The sequence below is a fragment of the Nocardioides sp. YIM 152588 genome, assembly GCF_040191335.1.
Taxonomy (GTDB): Bacteria; Actinomycetota; Actinomycetes; order Propionibacteriales; family Nocardioidaceae; genus Nocardioides.
This window is the reverse complement of sequence record NZ_JBEGDJ010000024.1, coordinates 46,924-62,696: the sequence shown is the minus strand read 5'-3', so window position 1 is coordinate 62,696 and position 15,773 is coordinate 46,924. Positions and strand designations below refer to the sequence as shown.

The 15,773-nt window shown below is 72.9% G+C and carries 14 protein-coding genes and 1 rRNA gene; 8 read left to right on the top strand and 7 right to left on the bottom strand.

The features are described from left to right. Together rrf and ABLM29_RS13170 are read left to right on the top strand one after the other, a co-directional pair. A 5S ribosomal RNA gene (rrf, locus tag ABLM29_RS13175) occupies window positions 1–104 on the top strand; the annotation flags it as partial. Window positions 105–221: 117 nt separating this feature from the next. Next, window positions 222–1,163 (top strand): tetratricopeptide repeat protein, encoded by a 942-nt coding sequence (locus ABLM29_RS13170; protein WP_349714575.1) that lies wholly within the window; start codon window positions 222–224, stop codon window positions 1,161–1,163. Between the two features lie 16 nt (window positions 1,164–1,179). Here ABLM29_RS13170 and ABLM29_RS13165 read toward each other — a convergent pair whose 3' ends face one another. Then, a complete protein-coding gene (locus tag ABLM29_RS13165) occupies window positions 1,180–1,770 on the bottom strand; it encodes a hypothetical protein (protein ID WP_349714574.1) in 591 nt (196 codons plus the stop codon). A gap of 56 nt (window positions 1,771–1,826) precedes the next feature. Between ABLM29_RS13165 and ABLM29_RS13160 the strand changes: the two genes are divergently transcribed. Further along, window positions 1,827–2,777 carry an alpha/beta fold hydrolase gene (locus tag ABLM29_RS13160; protein ID WP_349714573.1) on the top strand — a complete coding sequence of 317 codons (951 nt, stop codon included), beginning with the start codon at window positions 1,827–1,829 and terminating at the stop codon, window positions 2,775–2,777. A 200-nt stretch (window positions 2,778–2,977) separates the two neighbouring features. Then, window positions 2,978–3,457 (top strand): DUF3145 domain-containing protein, encoded by a 480-nt coding sequence (locus ABLM29_RS13155; protein WP_502889234.1) that lies wholly within the window; start codon window positions 2,978–2,980, stop codon window positions 3,455–3,457. Window positions 3,458–3,565: 108 nt separating this feature from the next. Here ABLM29_RS13155 and ABLM29_RS13150 read toward each other — a convergent pair whose 3' ends face one another. The 5 genes from ABLM29_RS13150 to ABLM29_RS13130 all read right to left on the bottom strand — a co-directional run bounded on the left by ABLM29_RS13150 (window position 3,566) and on the right by ABLM29_RS13130 (window position 8,452). Next, window positions 3,566–4,828: a beta-ketoacyl-[acyl-carrier-protein] synthase family protein gene (locus ABLM29_RS13150; protein WP_349714571.1), complete on the bottom strand. Its 1,263-nt coding sequence runs from the start codon at window positions 4,826–4,828 to the stop codon at window positions 3,566–3,568. A 38-nt stretch (window positions 4,829–4,866) separates the two neighbouring features. Continuing rightward, complete coding sequence (locus ABLM29_RS13145; RefSeq protein ID WP_136595404.1) at window positions 4,867–5,112, bottom strand: acyl carrier protein; 246 nt, start codon at window positions 5,110–5,112, stop codon at window positions 4,867–4,869. A gap of 85 nt (window positions 5,113–5,197) precedes the next feature. Further along, window positions 5,198–6,169: a beta-ketoacyl-ACP synthase III gene (locus ABLM29_RS13140; protein WP_349714570.1), complete on the bottom strand. Its 972-nt coding sequence runs from the start codon at window positions 6,167–6,169 to the stop codon at window positions 5,198–5,200. Then, the gene (locus ABLM29_RS13135; protein ID WP_349714569.1) at window positions 6,166–7,161 is read right to left on the bottom strand and encodes an ACP S-malonyltransferase; all 996 of its coding nucleotides are present in this window, start codon (window positions 7,159–7,161) and stop codon (window positions 6,166–6,168) included. The genes ABLM29_RS13140 and ABLM29_RS13135 overlap by 4 nt, the downstream gene beginning before the upstream one ends. Before the next feature lie 79 nt (window positions 7,162–7,240). After that, the gene (locus ABLM29_RS13130) at window positions 7,241–8,452 is read right to left on the bottom strand and encodes a PucR family transcriptional regulator (RefSeq protein WP_349714568.1); all 1,212 of its coding nucleotides are present in this window, start codon (window positions 8,450–8,452) and stop codon (window positions 7,241–7,243) included. 165 nt (window positions 8,453–8,617) lie between these two features. Here ABLM29_RS13130 and ABLM29_RS13125 point away from each other — a divergent pair, with 165 nt between their 5' ends. Then, entirely contained in the window at window positions 8,618–9,595 is a 978-nt protein-coding gene (locus tag ABLM29_RS13125; RefSeq protein ID WP_349714567.1) for an alpha/beta fold hydrolase, read from the top strand. Window positions 9,596–9,698: 103 nt separating this feature from the next. On the opposite strand, the gene aceE is transcribed toward ABLM29_RS13125, so the two are convergent. Further along, window positions 9,699–12,500, bottom strand: coding sequence for a pyruvate dehydrogenase (acetyl-transferring), homodimeric type (gene aceE, locus ABLM29_RS13120; RefSeq protein WP_502889233.1), 2,802 nt, complete (start codon window positions 12,498–12,500; stop codon window positions 9,699–9,701). A 219-nt stretch (window positions 12,501–12,719) separates the two neighbouring features. Between aceE and ABLM29_RS13115 the strand changes: the two genes are divergently transcribed. The 3 genes from ABLM29_RS13115 to ABLM29_RS13105 are packed head-to-tail and all read left to right on the top strand — an operon-like array spanning window position 12,720 to window position 15,274. Next, a complete protein-coding gene (locus ABLM29_RS13115; RefSeq protein WP_349714566.1) occupies window positions 12,720–13,148 on the top strand; it encodes a DUF3052 domain-containing protein in 429 nt (142 codons plus the stop codon). 3 nt (window positions 13,149–13,151) lie between these two features. After that, a complete protein-coding gene (locus ABLM29_RS13110; protein ID WP_349714565.1) occupies window positions 13,152–14,777 on the top strand; it encodes an AMP-binding protein in 1,626 nt (541 codons plus the stop codon). Beyond that, window positions 14,774–15,274 carry a peroxiredoxin gene (locus ABLM29_RS13105; RefSeq protein WP_349714564.1) on the top strand — a complete coding sequence of 167 codons (501 nt, stop codon included), beginning with the start codon at window positions 14,774–14,776 and terminating at the stop codon, window positions 15,272–15,274. Before ABLM29_RS13110 ends, ABLM29_RS13105 begins: the two co-directional genes overlap by 4 nt. The last annotated feature ends 499 nt before the right edge of the window (window positions 15,275–15,773 follow it).

Sequence of the window (15,773 nt, the reverse complement as noted above, 5' to 3'; positions counted from 1 at the left end):
GCGGCAGGGAAACACCCGGTCCCATACCGAACCCGGAAGTTAAGCCTGCCAGCGCCGATGGTACTGCAACCGAGAGGCTGTGGGAGAGTAGGACGCCGCCGGACAAACATTGGAGCAGGCGTGGGCCGCGTCCCCCGACGCGCCGCTTGCGAGTAGAGGCCACCTTCGGGTGGCCTCTACTGTATTTGGCACCACTTCGACACGAGAAGAGAGAGCTGGTCGTGGCAGAGCAGCAGGGTTCACGCCGCAGCGGCGGTCCGCAGGGACGGTCGGGCTCCGGCGCAGGCAGTAGCGACCGTCGCGGCGGCCAGGGCCGCGCGGGCGGTCAGTCGCGCTCCGGGGGCGCCCGCTCGGGCGGCCGGGGCAAGGACGGCGGCGACCGGCGCGGTTCGCAGGAACGTCGCGGCCAGGGCCAGGGGCAGGGCCAGCGCTCGGGCGGCTCGCGTCCGCCGCGCGACCGCGAGGAGCGGACCAAGGAGCAGGCGGTCTACGACGGTCCGCCGCTTCCGGACGAGATCACCGGCAAGGAGCTCGCGCCCGCGATCCGCGCCCAGCTCAAGAGCCTCCCCGACAAGCTCGCCTTGCGGGTGTCGCGTCACCTCGCCGCCGCCGGCGCGCTGATCGACGAGGACCCGGAGACCGCCTACCAGCACACGCTGGCGGCGCGCGCCCGCGCGTCCCGGCTCGCCGTGGTCCGCGAGGCCGCCGGCGAGGCCGCCTACGCCGCCGGGCGCTACTCCGAGGCGCTGGCCGAGCTGCGCGCCGCGAAGCGGATGAACGGCGCCACGGCGTACCTGCCGATCATGGCGGACTGCCACCGCGCGCTGGGCAACGCCAAGCGCGCGCTGGAGCTGGCCAAGAGCCCGGCCGTCGCCAACTTCGACGCCCCGGCGAAGGCCGAGATGACGATCGTGGAGGCGGGCGCTCGTCGCGACCTCGGCCAGTTCGACGCCGCGCTGCGCACGCTGGAGCTCGCTCCGCTCAACAACAAGACCCGCGAGCCCTGGGTGGTGCGGCTGCGCTACGCCTACGCGGACACCCTCGAGCAGGCCGACCGTCTCCAGGACGCGCTCACCTGGTTCCACCGGACCGACGCCATCGACGGCGAGGAGCTCACGGACGCGGCGGACCGCGCCGCGGCGCTCGAGAAGCGGCTCGGCTGAGGCCAGCGGGCCGCCGCTACTCCCCGTCGAGGGTCACGGTCGCGCCGTCGAGGGTCACGGTCGCGCCCGCCTTCCCGGCGGGCGCGGTGCCCCAGCGGAGCTGCTCGCGGAACGCGACGCGGATCCGCTCGATCTCGACGAGCACCCCCGCGTCCGCGCTGACCTCCAGGACGATCGAGTCGCCGTCGGCCATGGTGGCGCCGGCGGGGTCGTCGACCGCCGCGCAGAACCGCTCCGGCGCGCTGGTCACGCCGATGCTGCCGTCCCGGCACAGCAGCGGCGCCACCTCGACCTCACCGCTCGCGGTGGCGCGCGTCCTGACCCCGGCGACGTGAAGCGTTCGGTCCACCCCGGCGGGCAGGGTGAACATGCCGATGTACACGGGCGCCCGGGTGCTGCCCACGGCGGTGACCCTGTCCTCGCTGATCGGCAGCGGCTCCGGCGTGAGCGCGTACCAGGCGGCCCAGCCGACGGCGACCGCCACGGTCAGCGTCGTGATCGTCGGTGCCCACCACCGGGACTCCCGGCCCGCCCGGGCGGCCGTGCCCACCTCGAGGTCCGCGGCACGCCGCGTGGGGTCGCCAGGACCGGGGGGAGCGGTGTCCATGGCCGAAGGCTAGGACATCGCGCCCGCGCCGCGTGGCGCGTGCCACACTCCTGGGCATGAGCGCGCAGCTGCGGTCGATGTGGGGTGGCCCCGATGCCGTCCAACGCCCGACGCTCGAGGGGAGCGTCGCGGTACGGGACGGGCGGCGGTTGAGCTTCGCGGAGTACGGGTCGCCGCACGGGCGCCCGCTGGTCTGGCTGCACGGCACGCCCGGCGGGCGACGCCAGATCCCGGTGGAGGCCCGCACCTACGCCGCTGCCGCCGGCATCCGGATCATCGGCGTGGACCGGCCCGGGATCGGCACCTCGACGCCGTACCTGTACCCCAACATCCTGGACTTCACCGAGGACCTGCGCCTGCTGCTGGACGCGCTCGGCGTCGGTGAGTTCGGGGTGATCGGGCTCTCCGGTGGCGGCCCCTACGCGCTCGCGGTCGGCGCCGCGATGCCGGAGCGCGTCACGGGGATCGGCGTGCTGGGCGGGGTGGCGCCGACCCGCGGGCCCGACGCGGCGCCCGGCGGTCCCATCCAGCTCGCGGTGCGGCTGGCCCCGGCGCTGGCCGCGGTACGACGCCCGCTGGGTGCGGCGATCACCGGGACCATCCGGGTGGTGCGCCCGCTGGCGGGCCCGGCGCTGGACCTCTACGCCTCGGTGCAGCCGGCCGGCGACAAGGCGCTGCTCGCGCGGCCCGAGTTCAAGGCGATGTTCCTCGACGACCTGCTCAACGGCGCCCGCTTCCAGACGACGGCGCCGCTGGCGGACCTGGTGCTCTTCACGCGCGACTGGGGCTTCGCGCTGGCCGACGTCGCGGTCCCGGTGCGCTGGTGGCACGGCGACGAGGACCACATCGTGCCGTTCGCGCACGGCCAGCACGTCGTCGCGCGGCTGCCCGACGCCAGCCTCTCGGTGATCGACGGGGAGAGCCATCTGGGTGGATTGGGTATCGCTCGGGCGGTGCTGGAGGCGATGATGGGGGCCGAGGCGCCGGAGGACGCGCTCGGGCAGTGACACGCCCGCGCCGGACGCGCGGATACGCTGGTTTTCTACCGCCCCATGGGTAACAATGGGGCCACAACTCCACAGGAGTCACTCGAGCTACTCGATGCCGACTCGCTTCGTGAGACCGCTGGGGAAGGCGTAGCTCGCGCCGGAGTGAAAGGCAGATCGAGGAGACCAGGGTGACCCACAGCAACAGTGCTACCCGCGGCGTGTTCTACGTCCACTCAGCACCGTCCGCGTTGTGCCCTCACATCGAGTGGGCCGTGGGCGGTGTGCTCGGCGTTGCCGTGAGCCCGGACTGGACGCCGCAGCCTGCCCAGGCCGGCACCTACCGGGCCGAGTTCTCCTGGTCGGGCAAGGCGGGATCCGCCGCGTCGATGGCGTCGGCGCTGCGCGGCTGGAACCACGTCCGCTTCGAGGTGACCGAGGAGCCCACCGCCACCACGGAGGGCACCCGGTTCTCCTACACCCCCGAGCTCGGCGTCTTCCACGCCGTGACCGGCCTGCACGGCGACATCATGATCCCCGAGGACCGGCTCCGCGCCGCGACGGTGCGCGCGGCCCTGGGGGAGACCACGATCGAGAACGAGATCGACAAGCTCCTGGGCAAGCCCTGGGACGACGAGCTGGAGACCTTCCGGTACGCCGGCGACGGGGCCCCCGTCCGCTGGCTGCACCAGGTCGTCTGAGCAAGAGGTCGTCCGAGCAAGAGGTCGTCCGAGCAGGGACGCACGCAGAACGTACGAGAAAGGCCGGCTGAGCATCGCTCAGCCGGCCTTTCGCCGTTGTGGGGAGCCTCAGACGCTGCCGAAGGCGACCGCGACGTTGGCGCCGCCGAAGCCGAACGAGTTGTTCAGCGCCACGATGTCGCCCAGCGGGAGGTCGCGCGGCTTGGTCGCGATGTCCAGCTCGACGGCGGGGTCGAGGTTGTCCAGGTTGATGGTCGGCGGGGAGAGCCGGTGGTGCAGGGCGAGCACGGTGGCCACACCCTCCACCGCGCCGGCGCCGCCGAGCAGGTGCCCGGTCATCGACTTGGTGCTGGTCACCACGATCTCCTCGGCGTGGGCGCCGAGGACGGCGTGCAGCATCAGCGACTCGGCCACGTCGCCCTGCGGGGTCGAGGTGGCGTGCGCGTTGACGTGCGCCACGTCGGACGGCGAGATCTCGCCGTCGGCCAGCGCGCGCTGGAGCGCCCGGGTGCCGCCGCGGCCCTCGGGGTCCGGCTGGGCGATGTCGTGGGAGTCCGCGGTGATGCCGGTGCCGAGCACCTCGGCGTAGATCCGGGCGCCGCGGGCGCGGGCGTGCTCGTACGACTCGAGGACCAGCGCGCCGGCACCCTCGCCGAGGACGAACCCGTCCCGCGCGGTGTCCCACGGGCGGGAGACCGTCGCCGGGTCGCCGGCGTTCTTGGACAGCGCCATCATGTTGGCGAAGGCGGCCATCGGCAGCGGGTGGATCGCCGACTCGGTGCCGCCGGCCACCACGATGTCGGCGCGGCCGAGGCGGATCTGGTCGGCGGCCAGCGAGATCGCCTCGTTGCCCGAGGCGCACGCCGAGACCGGGGTGTTCACCGCGGCCCGGGCGCCGAACTGGAGGCTCAGCGTGGCCGCCGGGGCGTTCGCCATCAGCATCGGGACGGCGAGCGGGGAGACGCGGCGCGGGCCCTTGGCCAGCATCACGTCGTAGTTCGAGAGCAGCGTCTGCACGCCGCCGATGCCCGACGCCATCGCGATGCCGATCCGGTCGCCGTCGAGCTCGCCGTCGGCCTGCGGCTGCTCCAGGCCGGCGTCGGCCCAGGCCTCCATCGCGGAGACCAGGGCCAGCTGGGAGGAGCGGTCGAGTCGGCGGGCCCGGACCCGCTCGAGCACGTCGGTCGGGTCGACCGCCGCCGGGGCGGCGATGCTGACCGCGAGCTCCGGCCAGTCCTCCGTACCCGGGATCTCGCTCAGGCGGCGCACGCCCGACCGTCCCGCGACCATGCCCTCCCAGGTGGTGGCGGCATCGCCGCCGAGGGGGTTGGTGGTGCCCAGCCCGGTGACCACGACACGTGTACGGCTCATGATGGACCTCTCGACTCGCTCCGAACCCAGCTCCGCGATCAGGCGGCCTGGGCCTTCTCGATGTAGGAGACCGCGTCGCCGACGGTCTTCAGGTTCTTGACCTCGTCGTCGGGGATGGTGACGCCGAACTTCTCCTCGGCCTCGACGACGACCTCGACCATCGACAGCGAGTCGACGTCCAGGTCGTCCACGAAGGACTTGTCCAGCTGGACGTCGTCGGCGTCGACACCGGCGACCTCGTTGACGATCTCGGCGAGGGCGGCGCGGATCTCTTCGGTGCTCATTCTGTTTCTCTCCATCGTTGGTTGGTGATGAGTGGGAGGCGGTGGGGACCGGCGGGCCGGGCCGGCGGTCGGGGTGCGTCGCGTCTCAGGGTAGGACGACGACCTGGGCGGCGTACGCCAGGCCCGCGCCGAACGCGACCAGGAGGGCCCGGTCGCCGGACTTCGCGTCGCCGTCGGCGTACATCCGGTCCAGCGCCAGGGGGATCGACGCGGCGGAGGTGTTGCCCGCGTCGACGATGTCGCGGCCCACCTTCACGGAGGCGGGGAGCTTCATGGCACGGACCATCGTGTCCGTGATCCGGTTGTTGGCCTGGTGGGGGACGAAGCAGTCGAGCTCCTCGGCCGTGATGCCGGCGCGGTCGAGCGCCTGCTGCGACACCTTCGCCATCTCGTACGACGCCCAGCGGAACACGGCGCTGCCCTGCATGGTCAGCCTCGGGTCGGTCTCGCTGACCGAGCGGATCAGGTCCTGGTGCTCGCCGTCGGAGCCCCAGACGACGGGGCCGATGCCGGGGGTGTCGGAGGGTCCCACGACGACCGCTCCGGCGCCGTCCGCGAAGATGAACGCGGTGCCGCGGTCGGTGGTGTCGGTGATGTCGCTGAGCCGCTCGACCCCGATCACCAGCACGTGCCGGGCGCTGCCGGCGCGGATCATGCCGTCGGCCAGCGCGACGCCGTGGCAGAAGCCCGCGCAGGCGGCCGAGATGTCGAAAGCGGCGGCCTGGTCGGTGCCGAGCTCGTGGGCGATGGCGGCCGCGGCCGAGGGGGTCGCGAGCAGGTGGCTCACGGTCGCCACGACGACCGCGTCGACCTGGCGCGCGTCGAGGCCGGCGTGCTCCAGCGCCTTCCGCGAGGCCTCGACGGCCATCATCGGCACCGTCTCCTCCTCGGAGGCGATCCGCCGCGTCTTGATGCCCGACCGCTGCTGGATCCACTCGTCGCTGGAGTCGATCGCGTCGACGATCTCGGAGTTCGGGACCACCCGGGCGGGCCGGTAGGCGCCGACGCCGAGCAGCGCGGAGTACGGGGCCCCGGAGGCCGCGCTCAGGCCCTTCATGCCGCACCGCCCTCGTCGTCGGCCACGGTGTCGCTCGTGGTGTCGGCGTGCTTGGCGCAGAACTCGCGGGCGGCCTCGACCTGGTCGGGTCCGCCGAGCGCGAGCGTCTCCACCGGCTGCGGTCCGCCGCGGAAGTAGCGCTTGGCGATGCCGGTCAGCGTGCCGGCGGGCGGCAGCTCCAGGATGCCGGTGACGCCGAGCCCGGCCATCGTCTCCAGGCACAGGTCCCAGCGGACCGGGCGGGCGATCTGGCCGACGATCTTGGTCAGCACCTCGCGGCCGTCGCGGACGACCGTGCCGTCGGCGTTCGAGATGAACGGCGCGCGGGCGTCGTGCACCGGCACCGCGCCGGACAGGCGGGTGACGTGCTCGACGGCGGGGGTCATGTGCTCGGAGTGGAAGGCGCCGGCCACGGAGAGCGGCCGCAGCTTGGCCTTCGCGGGGGCGTCGTCGGCGAAGGCGGCGAGCTGCTCCAGCGTGCCGGCGGCGACGATCTGGCCCGGGCCGTTGTCGTTGGCGGCGGTGAGCCCGTGCTTCTCGATGTAGGCCAGCACCTCGTCGCGGTCGCCGCCGAGGACGGCGGTCATCCCGGTCGGGGTGACCGCGGAGGCCGCGGCCATCGCGTTGCCGCGCTCGCGGACCAGCACCATCGCCTGCTCGGGGGAGAGCACGCCGGCGAAGGAGGCCGCGCCGATCTCGCCGACGCTGTGGCCGGTGACGGCGCCCACGCCGGCGAGGTCGGCGGGCGTGCCGTCGCCCGACGGCGGGAAGAGCTCGAGCGCGGTGAGGATCGCGGTCGCGACGAGCAGTGGCTGGGCGATCTTGGTGTCGCGGATGGTGTCGTCGTCCGCTTCCGTGCCGTAGTGGGTGAGGTCGAGCCCGGCGACCGCGCCCAGCCACTCCAGGCGGGCGGCGAAGGTCGGGTCGGCGAGCCAGGGGCGGAGGAAGCCGGCGGTCTGGGCGCCTTGGCCGGGGGCGACGATTGCGAGCACACACTCAGCCTGCCCTGTGAGCCTCGACAACGCCGCCTCCGATCCTCACGAACTTGTCGGCCGGTGCTTTGTGAGATCCCTACAACGGACGGTTCGGATACGTCGGATCGGGCGTGGCCGCCCCGCGCTGCCGGCCGAGCATGAGAGCGATCTGCAGCACCAGCGCGTCCCGCGGACGGTTCGGGGTGAACCCGGTGATCTCCGCGATCTGCCCGAGCCGGTACCGGACCGTGTTGGGGTGCACGAACAGCGCCCGCGCGGTCGCCTCGATCGTGGCGCCCTGGGCGAAGTAGGTGGTCAGGGTCTCCACGAGGGAGCCCCGCGCCGAGGCGACCGGGGTGTAGACCGCGTCCACCGCCTCCCGGCGCGCGTCGGCGTCGCCGGCGAGGATCCGCTCCGGCAGCAGGTCGTGGGAGCAGACCGGGCGCGGCGCGTCCGGCCAGCCGGCGACGGCCCGCAGGCCGGCCAGCGCGGACGTGGCGGAGTCGTGCGCGTGGGACAGGTCCGCGGCCACCGGGCCGACCACGACCGGCCCCTCGTCGTACCACTCGACCACGGCGCCCGCCGCCTTCTCCGGGTCGGAGACGCCGCCCAGGATGACCACCAGGAGGTGGCCCTGGACGGCGCAGAGCGCGTCCAGCCCGGCGGCGCGCGCGGCGCGCCGGATCTCGTGGAAGTCGCCCGCCTCGGCCTGCGCGGGTGTCGCCTGGCCGACGACCACGGCCACCTGGCCACGCGCGGCCCAGCCGACGGCGCTGGCCCGGGAGAGCACCGCGTCGTCGGACTCCTCGCGCAGCACCGCGTCGACGACCAGCGCCTCGAGGCGCGCGTCCCAGGCGCCACGCATCTCGGCGGCGCGGGCGTAGACCTCGGCGGTGGCGAACGCGACCTCACGGCCGTAGCGGAGGATGCCGGCGTGCAGGTCCGGGGTGAGCGTGGGGTCGAGGATCTGGTCGATCTGCCTCTCGGCCTCGTCGATCGTCAGCCGGATCAGGTCGACGGTCTGGCGCAGGTCGATCACCCCGGCCAGTGCCTGCGGGACGGTGCCGAAGAGCGAGACGACGAGGTCCTCCTCGCGGGGCAGCGCGAGCTCGCCCTCCGCGCCCAGCCAGTCCAGGAAGCCGCGCACGCCGGACTGCACGACCTGGCCGACCCAGGCGCGCTCCTCGGCCCGCAGGTTGCGGAACCAGGGGCGGTCGCGCTCGATCCTGCTCACCGCGGCGCGGCTCAGGTCGCCCGCCGCGGCGCGGAGCTGCTCCAGCGCGCGGGTGCGGGCGTCGGTGGTGGCCATGGGGCCAGCCTAGGACTCCGGGCGCGGAGCGGAGGTTCGTGCCCCGGCACGGGCATCCGTGGTTGAATCGTGAAGAACCCGGGCAGCGCGGCCCGGCCCGCCCCAGCCACCCCCGACACCGAACCGCGCTCCACCCCGATCGCGGGGCGCGGGCAGGAGATCGCCATGAGCGAGACCGGCCGCGCAGAGCCCCACCAGGTGCACTACGTCACGATCCACGGCAAGCGCCGCGCGTACGTGAAGGAGGGTGAGGGGCCGGTCGTGCTGCTGCTGCACGGCCTGGCGTGCGACCACCGGACCTGGGAGCCGGTGATCGACGCGCTGGCCGAGAAGTACACGGTGATCGCGCCCGACCTGCTCGGCCACGGGCTCTCGGACAAGCCCCGCGCCGACTACACCCTCGGCGGCTACGCCAACGGGATGCGCGACCTGCTCACCGTGCTCGGGTACGACAAGGCGACCGTCGTGGGGCACAGCTTCGGCGGCGGCGTGGCGATGCAGTTCGGCTACCAGTTCCCCGAGCGCACCGAGCGCGTGATGCTCGTCGCCACCGGCGGCCTCGGGCCGCAGGTGACGCCGTTCATCCGGCTGATCCAGGCGCCGGGGTGGGAGACCGCGATGTGCCTGCTCACCCTGCCCGGCCTGCGCCACGTCGAGACGGCCGGGCTGCGCGCGCTCGGCGCGGTCGGCGGCCCGCTGCGGCCGCTCACCCGGGACCTGCCCGAGATCGCCGCCATCATCGACTCCTGGCAGGACCGCGGGACCCGCTACGCGATCCGGCACCTGGTGCGGGCGGTGATCGACTGGCGCGGCCAGGTGGTCACGATGGCCGACCGCGCCTACCTGACCGAGGCGATGCCGATGGCGGTCGTGTGGGGGCGCGAGGACCAGGTGATCCCCGTCTCGCACGCCTCGAACGCGGCGGAGATCGCGCCCGGGGCGCGGGTCGAGGTGATCGACGACGCCGGCCACTTCCCGCACAAGTCCGACCCGGAGCGGTTCGTGCGGCTGCTCGACGACTTCATCTCGACCACCGAGCCCGCACGCTACAACCGGGCGCGGTGGCGGCGGCTGCTGCTCGCCGGGCCCACGTCGTCGGTGACCCCGCTGACGAGCGTGCGCTCGCCGGGCGCCAGCGCCTGAGCCTGGCTCCGGGCCGAGCCCCGCACCACCGGTCCCGCTCCCTCCGGTACGCCGACGGCCCCGTCCCACCCGGGACGGGGCCGTCGTACGTGGTGGGCGCCGCTCAGGCGTCGCCGCCCTCCTGCTTCACGCCCGCGACCGCGGTCGGGTCGTCGATCTGGTAGCGGTCGACGGCCTCCTTGACCCGCGCCGGGTCGATCTGGCCGGCGGCGGCCAGGCCGGCGAGGGCCTGGACGACCACCGACTGGGCGTCGACGTGGAAGTACCGCCGCGCGGCGGGCCGGGTGTCGGCGAAGCCGTAGCCGTCCGTGCCGAGCACGCGGTAGTCCGCGGGGACCCAGCGCGCGATCTGCAGCGGGACGGCGGCCATGTAGTCCGAGACCGCGACGACGGGGCCCTCGGCGCCGTTGAGCTTGTCGGTCACGTACGGGCGGCGCGGCTGCTCGCTGGGGTGCAGCAGGTTCCAGTCCTCCGCGGCGACGGCGTCGCGGGCCAGCTCGTTCCAGGAGGTGACCGACCAGGTGTCGGCCCGGACGCCCCACTCGTCGGCCAGCAGGCGGGCGGCCTCCTCGGCCCACGGGAAGCCGACGCCGGAGGCCAGCAGCTGGACGCGCGGTCCCTCGCCCTCGGCGACCGAGACCCGGTGCATGCCCTTGAGGATCCCCTCGACGTCCACGCCCTCGGGCTCGGCGGGCTGCGGCACCGGCTCGTTGTAGACGGTCAGGTAGAAGACGACGTCCTCGCCCTGCGGGTGCTCCTCGCTCGTGCCGTACATCCGCTCCAGGCCCGAGCGCATGATGTGGCCGACCTCGTACGCGAACGCGGGGTCGTAGTGGACCACGGCCGGGTTGGTCGCCGCGAGCAGCGGGGAGTGGCCGTCGGCGTGCTGGAGGCCCTCGCCGGTCAGCGTGGTGCGGCCCGCGGTCGCGCCGACCAGGAAGCCGCGGGCGAGCTGGTCGGTCATCGCCCAGATCGAGTCGCCGGTCCGCTGGAAGCCGAACATCGAGTAGAAGATGTAGAACGGGATCATCTGCTCGCCGTGGGTCGTGTACGCCGACCCCGCCGCCGTCGCCGACGCCATCGCGCCCGCCTCCGAGATGCCCTCGTGGAGCATCTGGCCCTGCGGCGACATCTTGTAGGACAGCAGCATGTTGCGGTCCACCGACTCGAAGGTCTGGCCGTGCGGGTCGTAGACCTTCGCCGACGGGAACATCGCATCCATGCCGAAGGTCCGGTACTCGTCCGGCGCGATCGGCACGATCCGCTTGCCGATCTCCGGGTCGCGCATCCAGTCCTTGAGCAGCCGGACCACGGCCATCGTGGTGGCGACCTTGTTGTGGCCCGCGCCCTTCTTCAGCTCGGCGTAGGTCTTGTCGCCGGGCAGCGTCAGCGGGGCGGACCGGTTCTTCCGGCTCGGCACGGAGCCGCCGAGCTGGCGGCGCCGCTCCATCATGTACTCGATCTCCGGGGCGTCCATGCCCGGGTGGAAGAACGGCGCGCTGCCGGTCTCCTCGTACGCCGTGTCCAGGTCTCGGTCGCTGATCGGGAGGTAGAGGCGGTCGCGGAAGCGGCGCACGTCCTCCTTGGTCAGCTTCTTCATCTGGTGGGTGGCGTTCTTGCCCTCCAGGGCGTCGATCGTCCAGCCCTTGACCGTCTTGGCCAGGATCACCGTCGGCTGGCCGACGTGCTTGGTGGCGGCGTCGAACGCGGCGTACACCTTGCGGTAGTCGTGACCGCCGCGGGGGAGCTTGCGGATCTGCTGGTCGGTCATGTGCTCGACCATGGCCCGCAGCCGCGGGTCGGAGCCGAAGAAGTGCTCGCGGGTGTAGGCGCCGTCCTCGACGGAGAAGGTCTGGAACGCGCCGTCGGGGGTCGAGTTCATCTGGTTGACCAGGACACCGTCGACGTCGCGGGCCAGCAGGTCGTCCCACTCGCGGCCCCAGACGACCTTGATCACGTTCCAGCCGGCGCCGCGGAAGTTGGACTCCAGCTCCTGGATGATCTTGCCGTTGCCGGTGACCGGGCCGTCGAGCTGCTGCAGGTTGCAGTTGACGACCCAGACCAGGTTGTCGAGCTCCTCGCGGGCGGCGATCCGGATCGCGCCGAGCGACTCCGGCTCGGCCATCTCGCCGTCGCCGAGGAACGCCCAGACACGCTGGTCGCCGGTGTCCTTGATGCCGCGGTTCTGCAGGTAGCGGTTGAACCGCGCCTGGTAGATGGAGTTGATGCCGGTCAGGCCCATGGAGACCGTGGGGAACTCCCAGAACTCCGGCATCAGCCGCGGGTGCGGGTACGACGACAGGCCGGCGCCGGTGCCGTGCTGGACCTCCTGGCGGAAGCGGTAGAGCCGCTCCTCGCTGAGCCGGCCCTCGAGGAAGGCGCGGGCGTAGATGCCGGGGGAGGCGTGGCCCTGGATGAAGACCTGGTCGCCGCCGCCGGGGTGGTCGTGACCGCGGAAGAAGTGGTTGAAGCCGACCTCGTAGAGGCTCGCGCTGGACTGGTAGGTGGCGATGTGGCCGCCGACCTCCAGGCCCTTGCGGTTCGCGCTGGAGACCGTCACCGCGGCGTTCCAGCGGATGAACGCGCGGATCCGGCGCTCGATGTCCTCGTCGCCGGGGAACCACGGCTCGCGCTCCGGCGGGATCGTGTTGATGTAGTCGGTGCTGCGCAGCGCGGGCACGCCGACGCGGGACTCGCGGGCGCGCTCGAGGAGGCGCAGCATCACGTACCTGGCCCGCTCCCGGCCGCGCTCGTCGACCATCGCGTCGAAGGACGCGAGCCAGTCCTGGGTCTCGTCGGGGTCGATGTCCGGAAGCTGGGTCGGCAGGCCCTCGTGGATGACGGAACGGGCCGACCCGCGGGCGGCGGAGGTGGTGCCACCGGTGGGTGTGGAGTCGTGGGTCACCCGACCATCGTTGCACTCATCCTCGGACCGGAAAATCTACCCCGCAGTAGTTCCACCTGCTGAGCAGCCGAAACGCTCCGTCGACCGGCCTCGGGAGCGGGCTGTGACGCGGCGCGCCTCGCCGAAAACGCGAGATGGGTTGCGCTGAGCAGGTCGACTCGGCTGGACTACTCCCGACCCGCGCCCCGTGCGGGCACTGACCTGAGGAGTTGTAGCACCGTGACATCCACCGCCGGTGGCGGTACCGCACCGTCCAGCACCGGGGAGCGGCTGGGCTTCAAGCCCGGCATGATCGTCCAGGAACTCGGCTGGGACACCGACACCGACGACGGCCTGCGGGTCGCGATCGAGGACTCCATCGACGGCGACATGGTGGACGGTGACTACGGCAACGTGGTCGACGCCGTCCTGCTCTGGTACCGCGACGACGACGGCGACCTCGTCGACGGCCTGGTCGACGCCCTCACCGACCTGGTCGGCGGCGGCGTGATCTGGCTGCTGACGCCGAAGATCGGGCGCCCCAACGCCGTCGACGCGGCGGACATTGCGGAGGCGGCCCCGATCGCGGGCCTCTCCCAGACCACCTCGGCCACCGTCAGCAAGGACTGGGCGGCGACCCGACTGGTCGCGCCGAAGTCCCACGGCTGATCGGTGGGCTCGCTCACCGCACGGGTTCGCGACGGCGCCACCAGCCTGCGGCTGCTGACCGCCGCCGGGGTGGTCCGGCCGTACCGGCCGACGGTGCTGGCCGGCCTGGCGGCGACCCTGCAGCGCTGGGGCTCGCACCCGGCGGGCGGCTTCCGCACGGTCGCGCTGCGGATGCCCGACCACCTCGCCATCATCGACGAGCGCGGCTCCCTCACCTACGCCCAGCTGCACCGGCGCACCAACGCGCTGGCCCACGCGCTGGCCGGGCGCGGCGTGGGCCCCGGTGACGGCGTCGCCGTGCTGTGCCGCAACCACCGCGGGTTCATCGAGGCCTCGATCGCGGTCAGCAAGCTCGGCGCCGACGTCCTCTACCTCAACACCGCCTTCGCGGGGCCCCAGCTGGCCGACGTGCTGGAGCGCGAGCGGCCCCGGGTGGTCGTCCACGACGAGGAGTTCACCGACCTCCTCGCCGGCGCGCCCGTCGCGGACCGCGTGCTCGCCTGGACCGAGCCCTCGCCGGGTTCGGAGCGCCCCGACCCGGACTCGCTGGACGGCATGATCCTCGCCGGCGACGAGGCGGACCTGACGCCGCCGGAGCGGGGCGGGCGCACCATCATCCTTACCTCCGGCACCACGGGCACCCCCAAGGGCGCGCCGCGACCGCAGGGCGGCGTCCCCGCCGCCGTCTCGCTGCTCTCCCGGATGCCGCTCAAGGCCGGCTGGCGCTGCCACGTCGCGGCCCCGCTGTTCCACACCTGGGGGTTCGCGCACTACCAGCTCGCGATGCTGCTGGGCACCACGCTGGTGCTCAGCCGCCGGTTCGACCCGGAGGAGGCGCTCGAGCTGCTCGACCGCCACCAGTGCGACTCCTTCGCCGCCATCCCGGTGATGCTCCAGCGCATCCTCGCGCTGCCCGACGAGGTGCTCGACGCGCACCCGCTGCCCGACCTGAAGGTCGTGGCCTCGTCGGGCTCCGCGCTGCCCGGCGACCTCCCCGAGCGGTGGATGGACCGGTTCGGCGACCACCTGTACTCGATCTACGGCTCCACCGAGATCGCCTGGGCGTCGATCGCCACCCCCGCCGACCTGCGCGCCGCCCCCGGCACCGCCGGGCGGATCCCGCACGCCACGGTCGTCCGGATCCTCGACCACGACGGGCACGAGGTCCCGCCGGGGGAGCCCGGGCGGATCTTCGTCGGCAACGGTCTGCAGATCGAGGGCTACACCGGCGGCGGCGCCAAGGAGGTCGTCGACGGCCTGATGGCCTCGGGCGACGTCGGCCGGTTCGGCGGCGACGGGCTGCTCTACGTCGAGGGCCGCGACGACGAGATGATCGTCTCCGGCGGCGAGAACGTCTTCCCCCGCGAGGTCGAGGACTGCCTCGCCAGCCACCCCGGGATCCACGAGGCGGCCGCGGTCGGCGTCGAGGACGACGACTTCGGGCAGCGGCTGCGCGCCTTCGTCGTGCGGGAGGAGGGTCACGACGAGCTCTCCGTGGACGACCTCAAGGAGCACGTGAGGGCCCACCTGGCACGCTACAAGGTGCCGCGCGACATCGAGTTCGTCGCCGAGCTGCCGCGCAACGCGACCGGCAAGGTGCTCAAGAGGGAGCTGGTGAACCGTACGTGACCCCCAGGACCGAGCCGTTGGGCGTCGGCGATGCCGCCCCGGACTTCACCCTGCGCGACCAGTTCGGCCAGGAGGTCTCGCTGGCGTCGTACCGGGGGAGCAAGGCGGTCGCGGTGGTCTTCTACCCCTTCGCCTTCTCCGGCGTCTGCACCGGCGAGATGTCGGTGATCCGGCAGCGCCTCGACGAGTTCCTCACCTTCGACACCGAGATCCTGGCGATCTCCTGCGACCCCGTCTACGCGCTGCGGGTCTTCGCCGACACCGACGGCCTCAACTTCCCGCTGCTCAGCGACTTCTGGCCGCACGGCGAGGTGGCCCGGGCCTTCGGCGTCCTCGACGAGACCAACGGCGGCCCCCGGCGCTCCTCGTTCATCGTCGACCGCGCCGGCACCATCACCTGGACCGTGCACAGCGCCCCCCAGGACGCCCGCGACCTCGACCAGCACCTCGTCGAGCTGCGCCGGGCGGTCGACGCCGGCGCGACCCCACGCCCCTGATCCTCAATTCGGATACCGGTGCGGTAGTCAGTTGGTACTAGGCGCCTGGGTCCAAGGGCTCGATTCCGTCCGAATTCGTTGACGGGGGGGTGTGTGCCGGTAACGTTCTACCTGTTGAACCGCTGGTGACCCGAGACGCCAGCGGTTCAACTCATTTTTGGACTGGCCGAGCGTGTCTTCGCTTCGCTCGACACGCTGCCGGCCTCGCGGTCGGGCATTTCTCGGTGCGAGGTCCGCTGGCGGCCCGCGGCGGCTGCACGCGGAGAAGCTTCGCTCGTGCCGTCCGGTCGCTTCGCTCCCTCCCGGCCCTCGCTGCGCGTTCTCCGCGATGGCAGCCGTCAGTTCTGTGGTCGGGGCGACCGCCGGTGGCGGGTGTCGGTGGTTGAGGTGCGAGCGCAGCGAGCGGTGCCGGTGGTTGAGGTGCGAGCGAAGCGAGCCGGGCCGGTGGTTGAGGTGCGAGCGAAGCGAGCCTCGAAACCACCGCCCGCCGGTGTTGCTT